The organism is Mumia xiangluensis, assembly GCF_010994095.1.
GTDB lineage: Bacteria > Actinomycetota > Actinomycetes > Propionibacteriales > Nocardioidaceae > Mumia > Mumia xiangluensis.
Map to the genome: position 1 here is coordinate 1280792 of NZ_WJYO01000001.1, position 17622 is coordinate 1298413.

Consider the following 17622-nt stretch of genomic DNA (forward strand, 5'->3'; position numbering starts at 1 on the left):
CTCCCGGACCTCCCGGCCGAGGATGCGGCTACTCGCCGAGGACGCGGTCCAGGTAGGCGTTGCGGAACGTACGGTGCGGGTCGAGACGGTCGCATACGGCGCGGAAGTCGTCGAAGCGCGCGTACCGCGTCCGGAGGGCGTCTGCGTCGAGCGTGTGGAGCTTGCCCCAGTGGGGGCGGCCCTCGTGCTCGCCGAAGATCGCCTCGATGCCCTCGAAGTAGCGGCGGTAGTCCATCTGGTGGAACTGGTGGACGGCGACGTACGCGTTCTCGCGGTCGTGCCCCGTGGACAGCCAGATGTCGTCCGGTGCCGCGAACCGCACCTCGATCGGAAACGACACCGTCTCGTCGGAGGCGTTGATCCACGCGTCGATCCCGCGCATCACGGTCGGCAGTGCGGCGCGCGGGATCGCGTACTCCATCTCCCGGAACCGGACGCGACGCGGCGAGATGAAGACCTCGTACGACCAGTCGGTGTACTCGCGGGCCGACAGTGCGCGGCCCGAGATCGCGTTGAGCCGCGGGACCCAGCCGCGCTGGTGCTTGGCGATCCGGTTGACGACCTCGAACAGGCCGTTCGACAGCACCTCGTCGTCGAGCAGGAATCGCGCCTTCGACAGCGGCTTGCGCTCCGTGCCGTCGGAGACGCGGTTGTTGCGCTTGACCAGGGCACGGTCGGTGTGCGGGAACCAGTAGAACTCGAAGTGGTCGTTGTCGTCGACGAGGGAGTCGAGCTGCTCGATGACGTCGGGGAGCAGCATCGGCTCCTCGCGGGCGTGCAGCAGGAACGACGGGACGCACGCGAACGTCAGCGACGTGACGATGCCGAGCGCACCGAGCCCGACCCGTGCGGCGCCGAACAGGTCGGCGTCGTCGGGAGTGACGGTGAGGACCGTGCCGTCGCCGGTAACGATCTCGAGGCCGACGATCGCGCCGGCGATGCCGGTGAGGCGGGCGCCGGTGCCGTGCGTGCCCGTCGACGTCGCGCCGGACATCGACTGCGGGTCGACGTCACCCATGTTGGGCAGCGCGAGCCCGAGCGCGTGCAGCGCGGGGTTGAGGTCGCGCAGGCGCATGCCGGCGCCGACCGTGACGTGGCCGGTCTCGCGGTCGACGTGCTGGATGCCCGTGATGTGGTCCATGCGGATCATCACGCCGTCGGTGGCCGCGATCGAGGTGAAGGAGTGCCCGGCGCCGACGGCCTTGACGTGCTGGCCGTTCGCAGCGGCGGAGCGTACGACGTCAGCCACCTCGGCGGTCGACCGCGGGTGGGCGATCGCAACCGGGTCGGCGCTCGCGCAACGGCCCCAGTTGGTCCACTGGCCCGTGGCGACGTGGGACGTGGTCGTGGTCATCCGAAGTTCTTCCCTTCGCCGCGGTACGTCGGAAGCGTCTCGACAGTCGCCACGCCGCCGGGCGACTCCTCGGTGTGGACGAGGTGGACGGCGTCGAACCGCTCGCACATCTCTCCCGCCTTGGCGTGCCGCATGAAGACACGGTCGCCGATGCGCAGCGCCCGCGCGACCCGTCCGCGTACGGGGGTCTGGACCTCGCCCGCACCCTCGGTGCCGATGAGCGACAGTCCCTGCGGCCAGACGGGAGTCGCGAGGCGGCTCTTGCCTGCGGCGCCTGAGGCGGCGTACCCGCCGGAGAAGAGGGTGGCGATCTCCGGCGTCGGCTTGCGGACGACCGACAGCGCGTAGAACGCGGCAGGGGTCGACTCGAACGCGTCGTAGCCGTCGAACAGCGTCGGCATGAAGAGACCCGACCCGGCGGTGAGCTCGGTGATGTTGGGGTCCTCGCGCATGACCTCGAGGCTTCCCGTGCCGCCGGCGTTGACGAGTCGGAGGTCGGTGACCTGCCGTGTGGCCTCGACGATGCGGGCACGTCGTTCGACGATGTCGGCGAGCGACCGCGTCTTCACCAGGCGGATCGCCGGCGAGCTGTCAGGCATCCCCGCGATCTGCGCGTCGTAGAACATCAGGCCGACGAGCTCGAACCCCGGTCGGGCCGCGACCTCGCGGGCGAGCGCGATCGCGTCGTCCGGGCTGTGCACGGGGGAGCGGCGTACGCCGAGGTGCACACCGCGCACCGGGCGCAGGGAGGAGTCGACGTCGATGCAGATCCGGATCGGCGGGTGGTCGGTGCCGACGATGGAGTCGATGTAGGCGAGGTGCGCGAGCGAGTCGACCATCAGGGTGATCGAGGCTGCGCGGTGGTCCTTGGCGACGAGGTCGCGGAGTGCGGCACGCGACGCTGTCGGGTAGGCGAGCAGCAGGTCCGTGTGGCCCTGGTCGGCGAGCCAGACGGACTCAGCGAGGCTATACGTCATCGCGCCCTGGAACTCGTCACGCGCCAGCGTGCGCTCGAGGATCTCGCGAACCCGCACGGACTTGGAGGCGACGCGGATCGGCACTCCGCCGGCACGGCGTGCGAGCTCGTCGGCGTTGTGCGCGAGCGCGGCCCCGTCCACCACCGCGTACGGGGTGTCGAGGTCGCGTGTCAGGCGCTCCAGGCGCTCCATGTTGGGCAGTTGTCCAATAGCCACAATCCCCAGTATGGGACAGAAATGTGGTTTTGGACACCCGACTAAGAAGAATCGGTTGAGCGAGCGTGCGCCGGGGTCCGCTGGTTGAGCGAGCGCGCCGGGTCCGCTGGTTGCGAGGGAGGTCCCCGCTGGTTGAGCGAGCCTGCGAGTCGAAACCGCTAGTCGTGCACGCGGCTCCAGACCATCGCCGCGACGAGCGCCGCGACTCCGGCGACGAGGACGGCCGCCAGCTGCGGCTTGTCCTTCGCGTTCTGCTTCGCGTACTCGACCCGCTTCTTCGCCTCGCCCTTCACCTCGTCCAGCCGCTGCCGCGCCTGCTTCTTGACGTCGAGGCGGTCCGACAGCTCCTCGACGGTGCGGCCGAGCTCCTCACGGGCTTCCTCGATGTCACGCTGGATCTCGCTGGGATCAGTGCTCATGGCTGCGTGCCTCCTTCACCTCGGCGATATCCGCCTTGACGTTCTCGACCGTGTGCTCCGGCACCGGCGGGACGGCTTTCTGCACCTGCTTCTTGCCGGCGACTGCCAGCACGGCGGCGATGGCGAACAGCACGACGGCGACGATCAGTGCAGCGAGCCACGTGTCCATCACCAGGGCGAGGGCCGCGATGATGGCAGCGAACAGCGCGCCGAGGCCGTACAGGGCGAGCAGGCCTGCTCCGCCGAGCTCGCCGACGCCGATGCCGGCCCGCTTGCCCTTCTGTGTGAGCTCGGCCTGCGCGAGCCGGAGCTCGTCGCGGACCAAGCGGGACGTCTGCGTCGACATGTCTCGCACGAGGTCGGCGATCGACTCGTCGGACCGCGATTGGGGTTGTGTCATCGTGCGCTCCCTCTGTCGGGTACGCCGCACTGGTGCCCGTCCTCACACCGACCATGCGTGCGGGCGCATAGGCTCGTCGCCATGGACAGTGGGATGAGTGACGGTGTGCTCGGTGTTCTCTTGCTCCTGGTCGGGGTGGTCCTGCTGTTCTGGGGCGGCGCCGCGCTGCGGGTGCTGATCGCGCTGTTCGGCGCGTGGGTCGGGTTCTTCCTCGGTGCCGAGCTCGTCCAGGCGCAGGTCGGGGGTCCGCTGTTCGGGACGTTCTGGGGTTGGGTCGCTGCCGTCGTGGGCGCGATCGTGGTCGGCCTCATCGCGTACCTCTGGTACTGGTTCGGCGTCGTGATCGGCGTCGCGGCCATGGGGTACGTCGTCGGTGTCGTGACCGCCGGCCTGTTCGGCGCTGACACCGGATGGGTCCCGACGACGGTTGGCCTCGTCTTCGCTGCCCTGCTCACCATCCTGGCGGTCGTCACCCACTTCCCAGCGCTGCTGCTGGTCCTCGCCAGCGCGTACGCGGGCGCCGGCCTGGTCGTCACCGCCGTCATGCTCTTCACCGGTGAGGTCGACGGACGGCAGCTCGAGCGCGCGTGGACCATCGCCGACCCGACCTGGCTCTGGTACGGCGCCACGATCGTCCTCTTCGTCATCGGCCTGCTCGTCCAGCTCGGGAGCACCTCGCGGCGTCAGCAGTCACCCGTCGGCGGCTAGGATGGGCGCGGCTCCGCGTCGTACGGGGGCTATGCCGGTGTAGCTCAGTTGGTAGAGCGCCTCACTTGTAATGAGGATGTCGCGGGTTCGACTCCTGTCACCGGCTCCATGTATCGCCGCAGGTCAGCGATGGTCTTCGGGCCGCCGCTGCTTGCTGAACGGCCGGAGATTCCGGCTCGATTAGCCAAACCGTTAGCCAAAGTCATCTCAGCGTCCTCCAGTCAGGTGTTCGATCAGGGTGGCCGCTTCGTCCAGCAGTCGAGCATCGACGTGGGTGTAGGTGTCGAGCGTGAGGCTGATCTGCGAGTGGCCGAGAAGCTCCATCACCACGCGCGCCGGAACCCCTCGTTCGAGCATCAGGCTGGCGGTGGTGTGCCGCAGGTCGTGGAGCCGGACCTTGCGGAGGCCGCTCTTCGCGAGGATCGCCTGGAATGAGCGGTAGTCGTTGCTGCGCTCGATCGGTGTGCCGATATGAGTCGTGAAGACGAGGTTCAGTGCGTTGCCCTGCCAGAGGTCCAGCGCCTTCGCACGCTCGACCTCCTGCTTCTCGCGGCGCTGCGTCAGGGCGTCGACGACACCCAATGGCATGGGGAGCGTTCGAAGCGACCGTTTCGTCTTCGGCGCAACCAGCCGGGCCAAGCCGTCGATCTTCTGAAGCGCACCACTGACGGTGAGTCGCTTCGTGTCGAGATCGATGTCGTCCCAACGAAGGCCGAGCGCTTCCCCCTGACGGAGCCCGAGGAGAAGGCCGATCAACCAGCGCGCCTCCAACCGATCGCCCTCAACGGCGCGGCGGAACCGCTCGGCCTCTTCTCGAGTGAGGGGATGGATCTGCGCGCGCGTCATCGCCGGCGGATCGACCATCTGAGCGGGGTTGGTCGATATCAGACCCCAACGGACCGCGATCGTGAGGCTCCGCCGGATCATCGCGTGCAGTCGGCGGATGCTCGCGGGCGAGAGGTCAGATCGCTTCTCCTGATACAGGGCCGACAGGTGGTGAGGGCGCAGCACGTCGAGCCGCATTCGTCCCAGCGTCGGGATGACGTGAAGTCGGGCTTCCTGCTCGTAGCGCCGAAGCGTCGTGGGGCGCACGGTCGTCGCGGCGACCTCGGCGAGGTAGCGCTCCATCCACTGCGCGACCGTTGGTGTGCGCTCAGTGCTGACCCGGCCGTCGTGCGCTTGGCGCGCGAGGTCGCGGAGCTCGGCGACGACCTGTTTGCGCGTGTCGTGGGTGACGACCTTGCGGCGGCGGGTGCCGTCGACCCACCCGACGTCGATCGCGCCGCGCCAACGGCCGTCGGTCAGTCGGTAGATCGATCCGTCGCCGCGTCCGCGCCGCTTTTCAGGCACTCTCGCTCACCCAGCTCGCGTCATCCCACCGAGTCAGGACGATCGGCAGCGTGACCGTGGCGCCGTCGGCGTGACCGCCGAGCGTCGGGAGCGTTGGCGCGGCGAACACAGCCGTCTCTAAGATGTCGCGGCAGTGCCGACGACAGAGTCGCTGCGATACGCCGGCAAGGTCGACGATCTGCACGAGCGGTGCCCGGAAGCAACCTTCGCGGTCACAGACCGGCGGCGGCGTGCGGGGCATCGTCAGCGTCCAGGTGAACGGGGGCGGCGTTGTCGTCGATGAACTTCTCGAGCGCCGCCAACGGGATGCGCCGAAGTGCTCCAATCTGGACGTAGCCGAGCTTGCCGGCGCTCATCAGCTCGTATAGCTTCGTGCGTCCGATGCCGAGCTGTTCGGCCGCTTCGACCGGCCGCAGCAGGAGTGAAGTCATGACGTCCTCCGTCCGTCGAGGTTCACTCCAGGATCGAATGCCAGGCGTGTTCTTCGGAAGACGACTCTTGTTGACGGGGGTGGGCGCAACGCCTGTTCACGAGCCGCCGGTCGGCCTCTAGCCCCAAGGCCGGTCGCAGGGCGAGTCGATTGCGGCGGTTAGACGATGACGGTGGGCGCGTCATGGCGGTACGAACGATCACGCGTCGCGATCGAGCGCCTTCAGCAATGCCGTCGCATCCGCCCAGATCTGCGACCTCAACTCCTCGAGCAGATCATTGTCCCGACTCTCGGTCGCCCTGCCACCCTGGGCGTCGGGTGGATGCAGGTACACGTCGTTGAAACTGCCCATCCCGCCGTATGCCTGCAGCAGGCGGGTCAGACCATGCGCGTCATGGGCCTCGATCTCGCGGCGAACACTGTCCATCCAATCCGACCAGTGACGCTCGCCGTACCTCATGAGCAGCTTGCAGGTGGACTTCAGGTCGACCATGAGCCGGTCGTACCGCTCGTCTGCCTCGCGCTCCTGCACATCCCGACCGTAGTGGGTGCGGCAGCTCATCGGCACGAGCGCGCGGACCGCGGCAGGGGAGTGCGTTCGTCAGACGACGGGATCGACGAATTCAACGTGGAAGTACCCCACCTCGCGGCGGCCCTCGGTGAGAACGATGACGTCACCATCTGTCACCCGGTGCGGCGGCACGTTGTCCGCGACCAGCCATGCTGCGTCGGCGGGCGAGCGCCAAGCCTTCCGGTCCTGCACCCTAAGGACGATGGACGCCAATCCGGTGGTTGCGTTTGCCGGAGGCACGAATCCCGTAGCCGCATAGTCCTGGTCAGGAGGTGTCGGCGGTGGCCCCGTGTCGCGGCCGCCCTGCTCGCGGGTAAGCCACACCACATTCCCGTGGAAGGGCAACGGGCTGTCGATGCGCACGTAGGCGACTCTGCCCTAATGCGAGTCCCCGTCGCGCGCTCATCGGCAGATCATGCGTCTCCGCGCGCATGGACCGCGATGGTTCGAGGTGGCGCTTCGCGGCGGTTAGACACACTCATTTGCGCCACGGATCGCGGGATCACCGGGCGTCACCTGGCCGGTCGCAGTGTTCTGCCCCGCGTGACCGCGCGCCGATTTGCTCGGACGCCCACTTGGGCGCTCATCATCACCGAAGCCGCTATGGGTCTGGCCCTGATCATCTTCGCGGCGTTGGATGCAGCCGACATTGATGGGGCCAGCGACGGACTGCTCGCCGTCGGAATGGGAACGGTAGGCGGGCTTGCAGTCGGTCTGGCGGCTGGCATGAGCAGACACCTGTTGTCGACACGTGCTGGCGTCGACAAGACCGCCTGACAACCGCTCAGCGGACTGAGCGTGCGTTTCGATGTTCACCGATACTCGGCGTAAAGACGCACTGTATTGGCATCGGCGTGCGCTCTGGTGCTCGCGCCGAGTTGTCGGTTGCAGAGCTTCGGACTGATGAGGGTGACATGTCCGGGGTGTTGTCTATCTGGGACGTCCGACCGAAGGTTGGTACCCACGCTTACTGGGTGGTGTGAAACAGGGTTACGATCTGCCGACTCACTTCCCCGGAGACTCCCATGACGCGCACGCTCATCGCCAGGCTGTTGCTCGGCGTCCTTCTCGTCCTCGCCCCAGTCGGCCTCGCCTCGCCGCCCGCACAGGCGGCAGCACCGACGGGTGCCCTCGCGGGCACCGTCGTCTCACCGGCGGGTCCCCTCACGGATACCGTCTGGGTGTCGATCTACGCGTGGGAAGAGGAGACCTCGACCTGGCGCCACGACGGCCTGTACCGGTCCACCAATCCGACGTTCACGGTCTCCGGCCTTGCGCCGGGGTCGTACAAGATCCGCGTGGGTCCGACCGCTGAGCGGACCGGCCTGTTGTCGACGTTCCATCCGAACGCGCTCACCGTTGAGGACGGCGAGACAGTCGACGTCGTCGCCGGAGAGACGACGCAGCTGGGCACCACGACGTTACGGGTCGGGGGGACGATCTCCGGGACAGTCACGCTGCCCGACGGCGTCAGCGCAGACGCACGGGTGTTCGCCTCCGCGTCGCGGCGAAACGCCGACGGCGAGACCGAGCCGGCGGGATCCGCCGAGATTGACAGGTCGACCGGTCGCTACACGATTGTCGGCCTCACCGACGGCCACTACATCGTCCAGTTCGGGTCGAACGAGTACCCAATCAGTCACCAGTACTACGACCGCGTCTACACCAAGGAAATGGCAAGGCCCATCGCCGTGACCGACGCCGAGGCCGTGGACGGGATCGACGGGGCGCTCGTCTTCTACACCTCGATCAGCGGCACAGTGACCGACCACTACGGCGACCCCGCAGCAGCCAACGTTGTTCTCTACCGTTGGGAGCCATCGCTCGAGCGATGGCGCATCCACTCACGAGTCAAGTCGAAATCCGACACCGGACGGTACAGCCTGAGCACGCAATGGGTCCAGGAGGGCGAGTACCGGATCGGGTTCGAACCCGCCGACACCACCCTTGCCGGGGAGTTCAACGGGGACGCCGCAACGTTCGGTGAAGCGAACCCGATCGTCGTCGCGGGCCCCGAACGCATCACAGGGATCGACGCCAGGCTCGAGCCCGGGCTCCAGGTCGCAGGGACAGTGCGCGGCCCAGACGGTGCGCCCGCCCGCGCCTCGGTGCGCGCACTCGTGCTGGATCCGACCACCGCCACCTGGAAGCCAGACAGGACCTCGGAGACCAGTGCGGTCGACGGTCGCTACCGCGTCCGCGGACTGCGCCGCGGCCAGTACAAGGTTGAGTTCGTCCCGCAAGACGAGGGCCTTCGAACGGAGTACCTCGACGACAGGTTCTCCGTTGCCGACGCCGACGAGCTCGATCTTGAGGCGTCGCTGTCGGACGTCGACGCCGACCTCGACGTCGACCGGACTGAGGGCACGATCCGTGGAACCGTCACCGGAAGCGTCGGGCGCGAATTCGTCGGGGTCGTGAAGGCGTTCGCACCGACCGACGAGGCATCGTCCCCGTCGGCGACGACGCGCCTCACCCGCGACGGCACCTACGCCCTGCGGGGCCTCGCGCCCGGCACCTACCGGGTCCAGTTCGACGCCGACCCGTCGTCCGGACTGGTCGACGAGTTCTACGACGACGTCTCGACATTGGTGGCCGCAGCACCGGTCGACGTCGCCGCCGACCAAGACACGGGTGCCGTCGACGGTGTGCTCGCCGCAGATACGACGAGCGGCGTGCGCGGCACGATCACCAGCACGGGCGGCTTCCCGGTATCCGCCGGCGTGATCGCCTACCTACGGACAAGCTCGTACTCGCAACAGGCAGTCGGTTCGGCGAGAACCGATCCGGCGACAGGTGAGTACGTCCTGTGGGGGCTGCCTGCGGGAACCTACGAGTTCGACGTCCACCCCGACGACCAGCGACTATACGGCCGCTCGTACGGCGCCCCCCACGAGTCCTCCGACGGAGTCGAGGTCGAGCTCGCTGCCGAGTCGCAGCTGACCGGGATCGATGTCACCGTCGACTGCGGTGGCGGCCGACCGTGCGTCGGCACGCCAGAGCTGTCGGGAACCACCCGCGTCGGCGAGACGCTCTCGGTCGATCCTGGATCGTGGCTGCCGTCGACCACACAGCTCCGGTACACCTGGTCGTACGGAACGGGCTCGCCCCTTCCGGGTGCGTCCGGCCCTTCGTACACGCTGCGTCCGCAGGACGTCGGAAAGCGGATCTGGGTCCGCGTCACCGGGACGTACGACGGCAAGGAAGCCTCGACCAACGCCATCACACGAACGACTATCGAGGCCGCAACCCTGCCCGCCGGCCACGTCAACCTCACCGGAGACACGATCGTCGGCGGAACGCTCAAGGCCGTGCCGACCGGCTGGTCACCGGACGACGTCACCTTCAGCTACGTCTGGTCTCGCGACGGCGTGACCGTCGACGGGGTCGGCGGGGCGACGTACCCGCTGAAGGCGGCAGACTTCGGTGCGACGATCTCGGTGCAGGTACACGCGGTCGCGCTCGGCTATGTCGCCCGGTCCGCGACGTCGCCGGCGTCGGCGCCCGTGCGGGCCGGCGTCGTGCGCGCCGGGACGGTGGCAATGACGGGGAAGGCTCGGTACGGCGAGGTGCTCGCCGCACGCACCGGTGCCGGGTGGACGACAGGGACCACTGTCACCTACCAGTGGCTTCGCGATGGCGCGCCGATTCCCGGCGCGACGCGTGCGGCGTACCGTCTGGGTGCTGCAGACGTCGGACGACACGTCGCCGTCCGTGCAACAGGGGTGATGGCCGGGCATCGTGGCGCGAGCGCGACATCGGCTTCGACCGTAAAGGTCATCTCGGCGTCGACCCTCGCTGCCCGTGCTGTCGGGGCGAAGCGCCGCGTCATCATCTCCGTCCGTGTGCGCGCGGCAGGCACCGTGGCCACGGGCACGGTACGCGTACGCATCGATGGTCGGCAGAAGGTCGTGCGGTTGACGAATGGTGCCGCGACGGTGAGGTTTCGGCAGGTTCGGCCCGGCCGGCGGACGGTGCGGATCGTCTACGCCGGTGACGGCGTCGCCACACCAGCTACCGCCAAGCGGAGGGTGCGGATCCGGTGACGACCGAGCTGCTCCCGACGCGGGTGGCCGCTGGAGGGACGCCAACGGTGGACGACGAGGCGCAGCGTGTCGAGCGTCGTCTTGCGGACGACTCCCACCGACCGAGTGCCCCGACCGTTTGACGCAACTCCGCTACTGGCACCGCTTGGACGTGCCACATCCTGGCCTTGTGACAGCCCGCCGGTTGAGCACGATGTGCGTTCCCGAACAGCTGCTTCAGCGTTCCCGATCGATCCGGCCCCGCCGGAACTAAAGGTCCGTGTCGGCGACGCTCGGCCCACACGCGCGCTGGCGGTGGATCCCCGGATCCACGGCCGGGAACGACGTGCGGGCGCTGTCGGTCGCCCCGCCGCGTCATATGCGGCGGTTGAGGTAGGCAAGCCACAGGCCTTACGTGGCGATAGGCGTCGGGGTTGGTCCGTGGAATGAAATCCTCGTCCTATGGACGAGGATCCGCCGGAAGCGCCTGAGATCGACGACGACACCGTGCGCGGCCTGGTCGACTGGCTTGAGGCTACGGCGCGCTGGTTGTCGGAGGAACATGTCGTAGCTCAGACCTACGGCCACGAGATTTCGGGCGAATCGCTCGAGAATCTGCGTCTGTACGAAGACGCTGCATTGTTGTTTCGCGAGACGTACGACCTGCCCTGACCAACCACGTTCGTCTGCTGCCGAATCGGGCAGACGCGGCGCATTGACGCAAGCCGCGATAGCGGGGCCTCTCGTTGCACCACCGCGCGGACGCCACATTCGCTGGTGCATGATCTGCCCATGGCGGTGCTCAACTATGTCTGGTTCTGGCCAAACGGTGGTCCGGTCGGGCGGCCTTGGGGCGACGGCGGGGACGTAACGGAAGACGCGTTCGCGCGCACGTCGCGTCGAGTCACCGAGCGATACAGCGAAGCGCTGGGCAGCTTCGACATCCAGGCTCGGCGTTCGGCAGTTCAGATGTTCGTCAGTCCCGCGGACACGGCCTCGTCCGTTGTCGTCGATGTCCACCTCACCCCTGTTGGTGACGAGACCGTGCGCGCGCACGTCCCGACGCAGGTCGCCACGTTCTCCTCGCAGGATCGGGCGCGTGTCGTGCTGGAGGTCGTCGATGCGTCCATGCGCGCTATCGGCGCCGCACGTGGGTGGCCCCTGCAGGCCCTGGAGCAGGCAAAGCAACACGTCCTGGACCACCACATGGGCTTCGAGATGACCGGTGCATGGAAGATGGACCGGGCTCGGCGACTACGAGCTCGTCCTGTCGCTCGAGTCGCCGATGATGGGTGGAGCGAACTCTGTTTCGAGGTCGCGCCCGCACGCGCGGAGGGTTCGCTGGGATTCACGCAGGCGCTGAAGTCTCCGTCGAACTCACTTCCCAAATTCAAGCGCGGCGCAGCGACCGAGTTCCGGTGGGCAAGCGAATCGACTATCGAGCGCCCCGATGACTGGCAGCCGCGCTACGGGAAGGCGTGGGGACCGGTCGAGGTATTCGAGACCAGCAACCTGCACGCGTGGCCGATCAAACTCGACCCCGTTCCGGCCCACTCGCCCCTGCCGGTCGAGCTGCGGTCGCGTTAGTCCGCCGGCGAGCGGCTTCGGCGGAGGCGCCCGGCAGGCGACGGAATGACGTACTCATTGCGGCAGATCCCGGGGTTCCGGCCGCACTCCGTCTAGCTGGGTCGTCACTGGTCTAGCGTTGTCCACGGCCCCAGTCTCCGAGCGTGCGGATCGCCTCACGGAGGTCGAGCCCGCGCTCGGTGAGCGAGTAGGCCCGGGTGTTGTGTCGCAGGGGTATGCGCGTCAGGACGCCGGCCGCTTCGAGCTCACGCAGGCGGGTGGCGAGAATGTTTGTCGGCACTCCTAATTCGCGTTGAAGGTCGCCGTACCGTTGCGGCCCGTCGAGCAGCCTTTCAACGATGAGCAGTGCCCACCGTGCGCCGACGATCTCCAGGGCCGCGGCGAGGTCGCTCACGCGGTCGGGTCGGTGTCCGGCTTCATCCAGAACGGCGAGTAGTGGTAGCCGTCGGGGTCGTCGAACTGGCGCTGGTACATGAAGGGGTAGTCGTCGGTCTCGCCGATCCGGCCGCCAGCAGCACCGGCGCGCTCGACGAGCTCGTCGACCGCCTCCCGGCTTCCGAGGTCGAACGAGACGGTGACCTTCGAAGGGGTGCCAGGTCCGCCGATGAGCTCCTCGACGCCGCCGACACTGGCGTACATCTCGTGGCTGCCGAGCATGACGTACTGCTCGGGCGCGATCGCGAAGCACGACACATTGTGGTCGGACATCTCTGTGTTCAAGGTCCAGCCGAGGGCCGTGTAGAAGACGGTCGCGCGCTCGACGCTGTCGACTGGACAGGTGATGAAGAGGCTCATATATGGGATACTTGCAAAATACAAGTAGGCCGTCAAGGCGCTTGCGCACGGGGCGGCACGTCCCGCGGTCGATGCGGGGACGATCCGTCTCGGCAGCGCAATGCTGCCACTCGGGTCGCGCCCCCGGACGAATGAGCTGCAGACCCTCGCTGGTGGGCGTTCCGGCGAGGGCCAGTCGGGGTCGGACGTGTCCGCAACGCGGCGCAAAGACGCACCCGTAAAGACTGCACAACCGCGGCGTTGGACCGCATCTACGATCCGCTCGTTTCATGCGATTGAGTCAGAGTCGTGAGGCGATGCTCAGAGTCGTCGGCGGGCGTGCCCGCATCGAGCCCGTTCTCGTCCAGCGCGTTGAAGATATGAAGGCCCGGCCCAGTCGTCCCGAACCAGAGACCACCGGCAAGCCAAACGCGAGACGGCAGACCCGGCCGGTCCAGGCGCTCCGTCTGGAACAAGTGCTCGGTCACCGCCACTGCGTGAACGGACATGCCGACGTTGGACTCCAAAGCCGGGTGCGCTGCTCGACGCCACTCCAACAGCCACTCGACCCATGCACGCGGGCGAACCCTCGTGTCGATGGAGTCCCACGTGACCGAGAGGTCATCGAACTTCTGCCAGCACACCTCAAGCTGCCCCCTGCCATCGAACGACAGCACGACCGGCAGGTCGGCGAACCACTCGTCGTGCTCCAAGTTCCAGACCACCCACGCGTCCGTGATGGTCCTGCCGACAAGGTCCCGAAGCGCCGGGGACTGCTTTTGAACCTGCTCCGATGCCGGTAGCCAATCCGGCTGCCATCCCGACACATCGACGCTCATGCGCCCATCGTCTCAGCGCAGCGATGTGCGCACTATCCAGCTTCACTGGCGAGTCGACCGAACCCGTTATGAGCGCCTGGCCACAGTTTCACATTTGGCGCGCCTGAACGTCTGGGCAGAGTTGACGATAGGAACCACAGTCTGACGGGACTGCTGCACGATCAGGTGACAGGTTGGGTTAGGCAGCCAGTACGGCTGGTGTGGTCTTGATGGTCTCGTACTCGACGGGCGTGAGGCGGCCCAGGGTCGGGCCACGGCGTTGTCGAGCGCGGCCACCGCCAGCCGCGACTTCATCCTCGAGTCGATCGAGTAGCCCACGATCCGGTTGGAGTAGACGTCCTTGACCGCGCACAGGTAGAGCTTGCCCTCACCGGTCCAGTGCTCGGTGATGTCGGACAACCAGACCTCGTTCGGGCCGGTCGCGGTGAACTCGTGCCGCACCCGCCCCTTCGCGTCGCTGACGGCGAGCAGGTCGTCGTGCACTGGCGGCCCCGGCCGGCCTGCCTTGCCGCGCTTGGGTTTGCCGAACACGCTCCACCACCCGTTGGTCGAGCAGATCCGCCACGCGGTCCGCTCGGCCATCACCTGACCGGCGTCACGGGCCTCGTCGAGCAGATACCGGTAGCCGAACTCCGGATCATCGCGGTGGGCGTCGAACAGCGCGTTCGCCCGATACGCCTCGGCGAGGTCGGCGTCGGTCACCGGCGTCTTGCGCCACCGGTAGTAGGGCTGGCGGGCCAGCTTCAGCACCCGGCACGTCACCGCGACGGGGATCCCGTCGGCGGCCAGCTCGCGGACGAGCGGGTACATCATTTTCCCGGCAGATTCGCCTGCGACAGATACGCCGCCGCCCGCCGCAGCACTTCGTTCTCCTGCTCCAGCAGCCGGATCCGCTTCTTCGCCTCCCGCAGCTCGGCGTTCTCCGCAGACGTCGTCCCGGGCTTAATCCCGTCCTCGACATCGGCGGCCTTCAGCCAGTTCGTCAGACACGACTCGCTGATCCCGAAGTCGGCCGCGATCTGCTTCAGATGCACGCCCTCCTCGCGGTTACGGGCAACCCGCACGACATCGTCGCGGAACTCCTTGGGATACGGCTTGGGCACAGTGCACATCCTTCCAGCAGCACCTCTCGGCACCACAGATCAGATGTCACCTACCCGTGCAGCAGTCCCAAGCCCTCGACCGGGACCGTCGGGGACAGCTTCGACCTCAACGGGCTCTACAAGACCGAGCTGACCCGCCGACGAGGGGCCATCGCGCATGATCGCGCAGGTCGGACTCGCCGCGCTGGAATACGTGTGGTGGTGGAACAACCAGCGCCTCCACCGCGAGCTCAACATGATGACCCCGCTCGAGGTGGAGGCGGCGTACTACGCTGCCCAAGAATCAAGCCAGCCAGCACTCGCTGGCCAAGGGAACGCATAGAACGAAACCCAGTGCGATTCACTCCACGCTTGTAACCCAACTACGACTTGTCTACTCCGTCCAGGAGGTGAGGTCCTGCACCTGACGCTTGAGCTCAGATGACTCACCATCGATCGCCTGCAGCTGAGCGAGAGCCTGCAGTGTGGCCTGGCGGCCTGCCTCGTCGATGTGTCCGGTTAACCGCAGCAGCGTGAAGCCAGCGGACTGTACCGCTACCGCGTCATCGAGCTCGTTGGTCGCGAGGAACTCGGCTGGGTCGTCTTCAAGGACGTCAGCGACCGTGGAGTCCGGGCTCAGCTCACCACGGCGTTCGTCCCAAATCGCCAGCATGTCCCAACCCTCGTCGGATCCGAACGGAGTGAGGTCGTTGGAGACTTCCTCATAGATGGGGTCGGTGAAGTGGGCAGCAAACGCCGGTGCGGGCTTCGGCAGTCCTGAATCATCGGTCGTCGTGGTTCCTTCGCTCGCGGCGTCGGGGTCGGTCGCAATCTCGGGGGAGTCGCCGCATCCGGAGGTGGTGGCCAGCGTGAGTACCATCGCGGCGATCGCTGCCCACCGCATCCCGCGGCTTCTTTTCATTGACTATCCTTTGCTCGGCTTCGAGGCAGTAGTCCCGCATGGTGACGCGGTCTTGCGGCTTCAGTGGCGTGGGCCCAGCCCTCGCCGTCGTGTGAACGCAGTGTCGCCTCAGCGACCGTGGTGGTAGAAGTTTCAGGGTTGGGATCTCCGTTCGCATGCGACGCCGGGCGATGGTCTGCGGCGACGCGTTTGCCGTCCGGGAATCGGTGGCGAGGTCAGCGGCGAGGTACTCGGAACCGCCAGTTGGCGCTCTCTGCGACCGCGTCGGCGTGGACGACGATCCTGCACCATTGCGTCTTGGACTTGCTGCGCACGGAGTAGATCAGCGTGCTGCGGTACGACTTCCTCTGGATCGCCTTCCAGGTGCCGTTGCTTCGGCGGACGTACAGGGTCGCCTTCCCGTTCGGCGGGGCCGTGCAGATGACGAGGGTCCGCTTCGGGCCTGCGTGCCGTTCGCAGCCGATGTGGCGTTTGAGCTTCTGGACGGCGATGGTGTTCGACGTCGACGGGGCGAGATAGCTGGACGCTGGCGTGTACGCCCGGTAGTCGCCTGGCCCGACTGGGGCGGAGCTGAACGTTGCGGTGGGGTTGTGGGCCGCGACGCGGGTCGTGGCCACGGTCCGCCAGGTGCTGGTGCCGCGGGGCCGGAACTGAAGCTGGACGGGGGTGCCGACGGGGACGGCCACACCGGTTGTGAACTCGACGGTCGCTTCGAACACGCTGTTGGTGCCGAAACGGGTCGACGGCCACCCGCGCAGGGTCGTGCGGGTCGGGTCGGCCGGCGACGGCACGGTGAAAGTCGCTTCGGCTGGGGTGTAGCGGGAGTTGCCGGCATAGCGGATGGTGACGGTCTTGGTGCCTGTGCCGATGTCGAGCGGCGCCTGCGACTCCCACGGGCCCATCTCGATGGTGCGGGTCCGGCCGTCGACGGTGACGTCGAGCGCGTACGGCCATCCCAGCCCGGAGTAGCCGATGTTGACGGTGCCAACCATGAGCTCGGCGACGATCGTGAGCTTCCCCTGGGCGGCACGTCCGCTGGGATTGCGGAACTTGGTGACCGATCGACGGTCGGCAGCGACGAAGGTGCGGCTGCTGGTTCCTGGGGCGTAGTTCTCGTCGCCGGCGTAGTGGAAGGTGAACGTGTCGCCGAGCTTCGCGGGGGTGTCGAGACGCCACGCGCCGTAGTCGTTGAGCTCGGGTGTGGCGACGACGACGCCGTTGCGGCGGACTTCGACATGCCCGGTCGGTGTTGTTTCAGGGATGTCTGCGTACCAGCCCAGCGTGGTGCTGGTGCTGTAGATGCCTGTGGTCGGGTCGAAGTTGTCCCAGGACGGGTTCATCCACGGAGCCTCGGGCGCGTAGTCGTCGGTCTCACTGTCCTCAGCTGGGAGGTAGGAGTCGTTTCCGACAAAGACGGCACGGATCGTGTGCCGTCCTGTTCCGACGTGGAGTTTCTGCATGAACCCTCGAGCGCCGGTGCGGGAGGTGACCTCTCCGCTCCACTTCACCTGGTCGTCGACATAGAGCTCGACGGTGCCGGCGGTCTCCGCGTAGTAGTCGCCCGGGTGGATGAAACCGGAGACCTTCGCCCACGCGCCGTGGGTGAGGACGGTGATCGAGAATTGCTGGAGCGTGGCCCGCTGCGGGGGCTCGTCGGCTGCTGTGGCGGCCGGCGGCGTCGCCAGGAACAGGACGACGGCGGCCGCGAGCATGCCGAGCCGCGAGATCAGGTGATTCACGCAGGACACTCTGACGGATGAGGCCCGTCGCAGGACCAAAGGGGCGGATTCGATGCGAAACCGTAGCCTCCAGCGCGGTCCATGCCTGCAGGCAGTTCAACGTCGACCTACAGCTCCCCAGGCATGGTGGACTCGACGGAGCAGGAGCCGCTCTGGCTAGGTGACGTTCCCGGTCCTCACCGCTGCCGGGCACGCTGGGGAGGTCCATGGCCCGGCTGAGGGGTACTCG

Annotated in this window: 19 protein-coding genes, 1 tRNA gene and 1 pseudogene; 7 read left to right on the plus strand and 14 right to left on the minus strand. The window is 67.4% G+C overall.

The genetic code is table 11. The features are described from left to right. Positions 1–28: 28 nt before the first annotated feature. The 4 genes from GH747_RS05960 to GH747_RS05975 form a co-directional block, all read right to left on the minus strand. A complete protein-coding gene (locus GH747_RS05960; RefSeq protein WP_149768572.1) occupies positions 29–1354 on the minus strand; it encodes a D-arabinono-1,4-lactone oxidase in 1326 nt (441 codons plus the stop codon). After that, positions 1351–2547 (minus strand): alanine racemase, encoded by a 1197-nt coding sequence (locus tag GH747_RS05965; RefSeq protein WP_228552790.1) that lies wholly within the window; start codon positions 2545–2547, stop codon positions 1351–1353. Before GH747_RS05965 ends, GH747_RS05960 begins: the two co-directional genes overlap by 4 nt. A gap of 158 nt (positions 2548–2705) precedes the next feature. Then, on the minus strand, positions 2706–2966 hold the full coding sequence (locus GH747_RS05970; protein WP_149768573.1) for a DUF3618 domain-containing protein: 261 nt from the start codon (positions 2964–2966) through the stop codon (positions 2706–2708). Beyond that, complete coding sequence (locus tag GH747_RS05975; protein ID WP_149768574.1) at positions 2956–3366, minus strand: phage holin family protein; 411 nt, start codon at positions 3364–3366, stop codon at positions 2956–2958. The genes GH747_RS05970 and GH747_RS05975 overlap by 11 nt, the downstream gene beginning before the upstream one ends. 81 nt (positions 3367–3447) lie before the next feature. Between GH747_RS05975 and GH747_RS05980 the strand changes: the two genes are divergently transcribed. Then, entirely contained in the window at positions 3448–4074 is a 627-nt protein-coding gene (locus GH747_RS05980) for a TM7S3/TM198-like domain-containing protein (RefSeq protein ID WP_149768575.1), read from the plus strand. 33 nt (positions 4075–4107) lie between these two features. Next, a tRNA-Thr gene (locus tag GH747_RS05985) sits at positions 4108–4183 on the plus strand. 98 nt (positions 4184–4281) lie between these two features. Here the strand turns inward: GH747_RS05985 and GH747_RS05990 are convergent. The 4 genes from GH747_RS05990 to GH747_RS06005 form a co-directional block, all read right to left on the minus strand. Further along, positions 4282–5424 carry a site-specific integrase gene (locus tag GH747_RS05990; RefSeq protein ID WP_267236158.1) on the minus strand — a complete coding sequence of 381 codons (1143 nt, stop codon included), beginning with the start codon at positions 5422–5424 and terminating at the stop codon, positions 4282–4284. Positions 5425–5636: 212 nt separating this feature from the next. Next, positions 5637–5855: a helix-turn-helix domain-containing protein gene (locus GH747_RS05995; protein ID WP_149768577.1), complete on the minus strand. Its 219-nt coding sequence runs from the start codon at positions 5853–5855 to the stop codon at positions 5637–5639. A gap of 198 nt (positions 5856–6053) precedes the next feature. Then, the gene (locus GH747_RS06000) at positions 6054–6386 is read right to left on the minus strand and encodes a DUF6966 domain-containing protein (RefSeq protein WP_149768578.1); all 333 of its coding nucleotides are present in this window, start codon (positions 6384–6386) and stop codon (positions 6054–6056) included. Between the two features lie 69 nt (positions 6387–6455). Then, positions 6456–6788, minus strand: coding sequence for a hypothetical protein (locus tag GH747_RS06005; protein WP_149768579.1), 333 nt, complete (start codon positions 6786–6788; stop codon positions 6456–6458). A 180-nt stretch (positions 6789–6968) separates the two neighbouring features. On the opposite strand from GH747_RS06005, the gene GH747_RS06010 reads away from it, so the two are divergent. The 4 genes from GH747_RS06010 (at position 6969) to GH747_RS06025 (ending at position 12037) form a co-directional block, all read left to right on the plus strand. Continuing rightward, positions 6969–7202 carry a hypothetical protein gene (locus GH747_RS06010; protein ID WP_149768580.1) on the plus strand — a complete coding sequence of 78 codons (234 nt, stop codon included), beginning with the start codon at positions 6969–6971 and terminating at the stop codon, positions 7200–7202. A 248-nt stretch (positions 7203–7450) separates the two neighbouring features. Beyond that, positions 7451–10471, plus strand: a complete 3021-nt coding sequence (locus tag GH747_RS06015) for a hypothetical protein (RefSeq protein WP_149768581.1) — start codon at positions 7451–7453, stop codon at positions 10469–10471. A 441-nt stretch (positions 10472–10912) separates the two neighbouring features. Next, positions 10913–11122 (plus strand): hypothetical protein, encoded by a 210-nt coding sequence (locus tag GH747_RS06020; protein WP_149768582.1) that lies wholly within the window; start codon positions 10913–10915, stop codon positions 11120–11122. Positions 11123–11242: 120 nt separating this feature from the next. Then, the gene (locus GH747_RS06025; protein ID WP_149768583.1) at positions 11243–12037 is read left to right on the plus strand and encodes a hypothetical protein; all 795 of its coding nucleotides are present in this window, start codon (positions 11243–11245) and stop codon (positions 12035–12037) included. Between the two features lie 112 nt (positions 12038–12149). On the opposite strand, the gene GH747_RS22175 is transcribed toward GH747_RS06025, so the two are convergent. From GH747_RS22175 to GH747_RS22185, 4 genes and pseudogenes are all read right to left on the minus strand, one after another. Continuing rightward, entirely contained in the window at positions 12150–12431 is a 282-nt protein-coding gene (locus GH747_RS22175) for a winged helix-turn-helix transcriptional regulator (RefSeq protein ID WP_149768584.1), read from the minus strand. Next, positions 12428–12832: a VOC family protein gene (locus tag GH747_RS22180; RefSeq protein ID WP_149768585.1), complete on the minus strand. Its 405-nt coding sequence runs from the start codon at positions 12830–12832 to the stop codon at positions 12428–12430. Before GH747_RS22180 ends, GH747_RS22175 begins: the two co-directional genes overlap by 4 nt. Before the next feature lie 251 nt (positions 12833–13083). Next, on the minus strand, positions 13084–13650 hold the full coding sequence (locus GH747_RS06040; RefSeq protein ID WP_149768586.1) for a hypothetical protein: 567 nt from the start codon (positions 13648–13650) through the stop codon (positions 13084–13086). A 249-nt stretch (positions 13651–13899) separates the two neighbouring features. After that, a pseudogene (locus GH747_RS22185) lies at positions 13900–14753 on the minus strand (IS3 family transposase); the annotation flags it as partial. A 157-nt stretch (positions 14754–14910) separates the two neighbouring features. Between GH747_RS22185 and GH747_RS06055 the strand changes: the two are divergent. Next, on the plus strand, positions 14911–15075 hold the full coding sequence (locus GH747_RS06055; RefSeq protein ID WP_149768588.1) for an IS3 family transposase: 165 nt from the start codon (positions 14911–14913) through the stop codon (positions 15073–15075). A 51-nt stretch (positions 15076–15126) separates the two neighbouring features. On the opposite strand, the gene GH747_RS06060 is transcribed toward GH747_RS06055, so the two are convergent. Then, on the minus strand, positions 15127–15654 hold the full coding sequence (locus GH747_RS06060) for a hypothetical protein (RefSeq protein ID WP_149768589.1): 528 nt from the start codon (positions 15652–15654) through the stop codon (positions 15127–15129). 215 nt (positions 15655–15869) lie between these two features. Continuing rightward, positions 15870–17393, minus strand: coding sequence for a hypothetical protein (locus tag GH747_RS06065; protein ID WP_149768590.1), 1524 nt, complete (start codon positions 17391–17393; stop codon positions 15870–15872). Between the last annotated feature and the right edge of the window lie 229 nt (positions 17394–17622).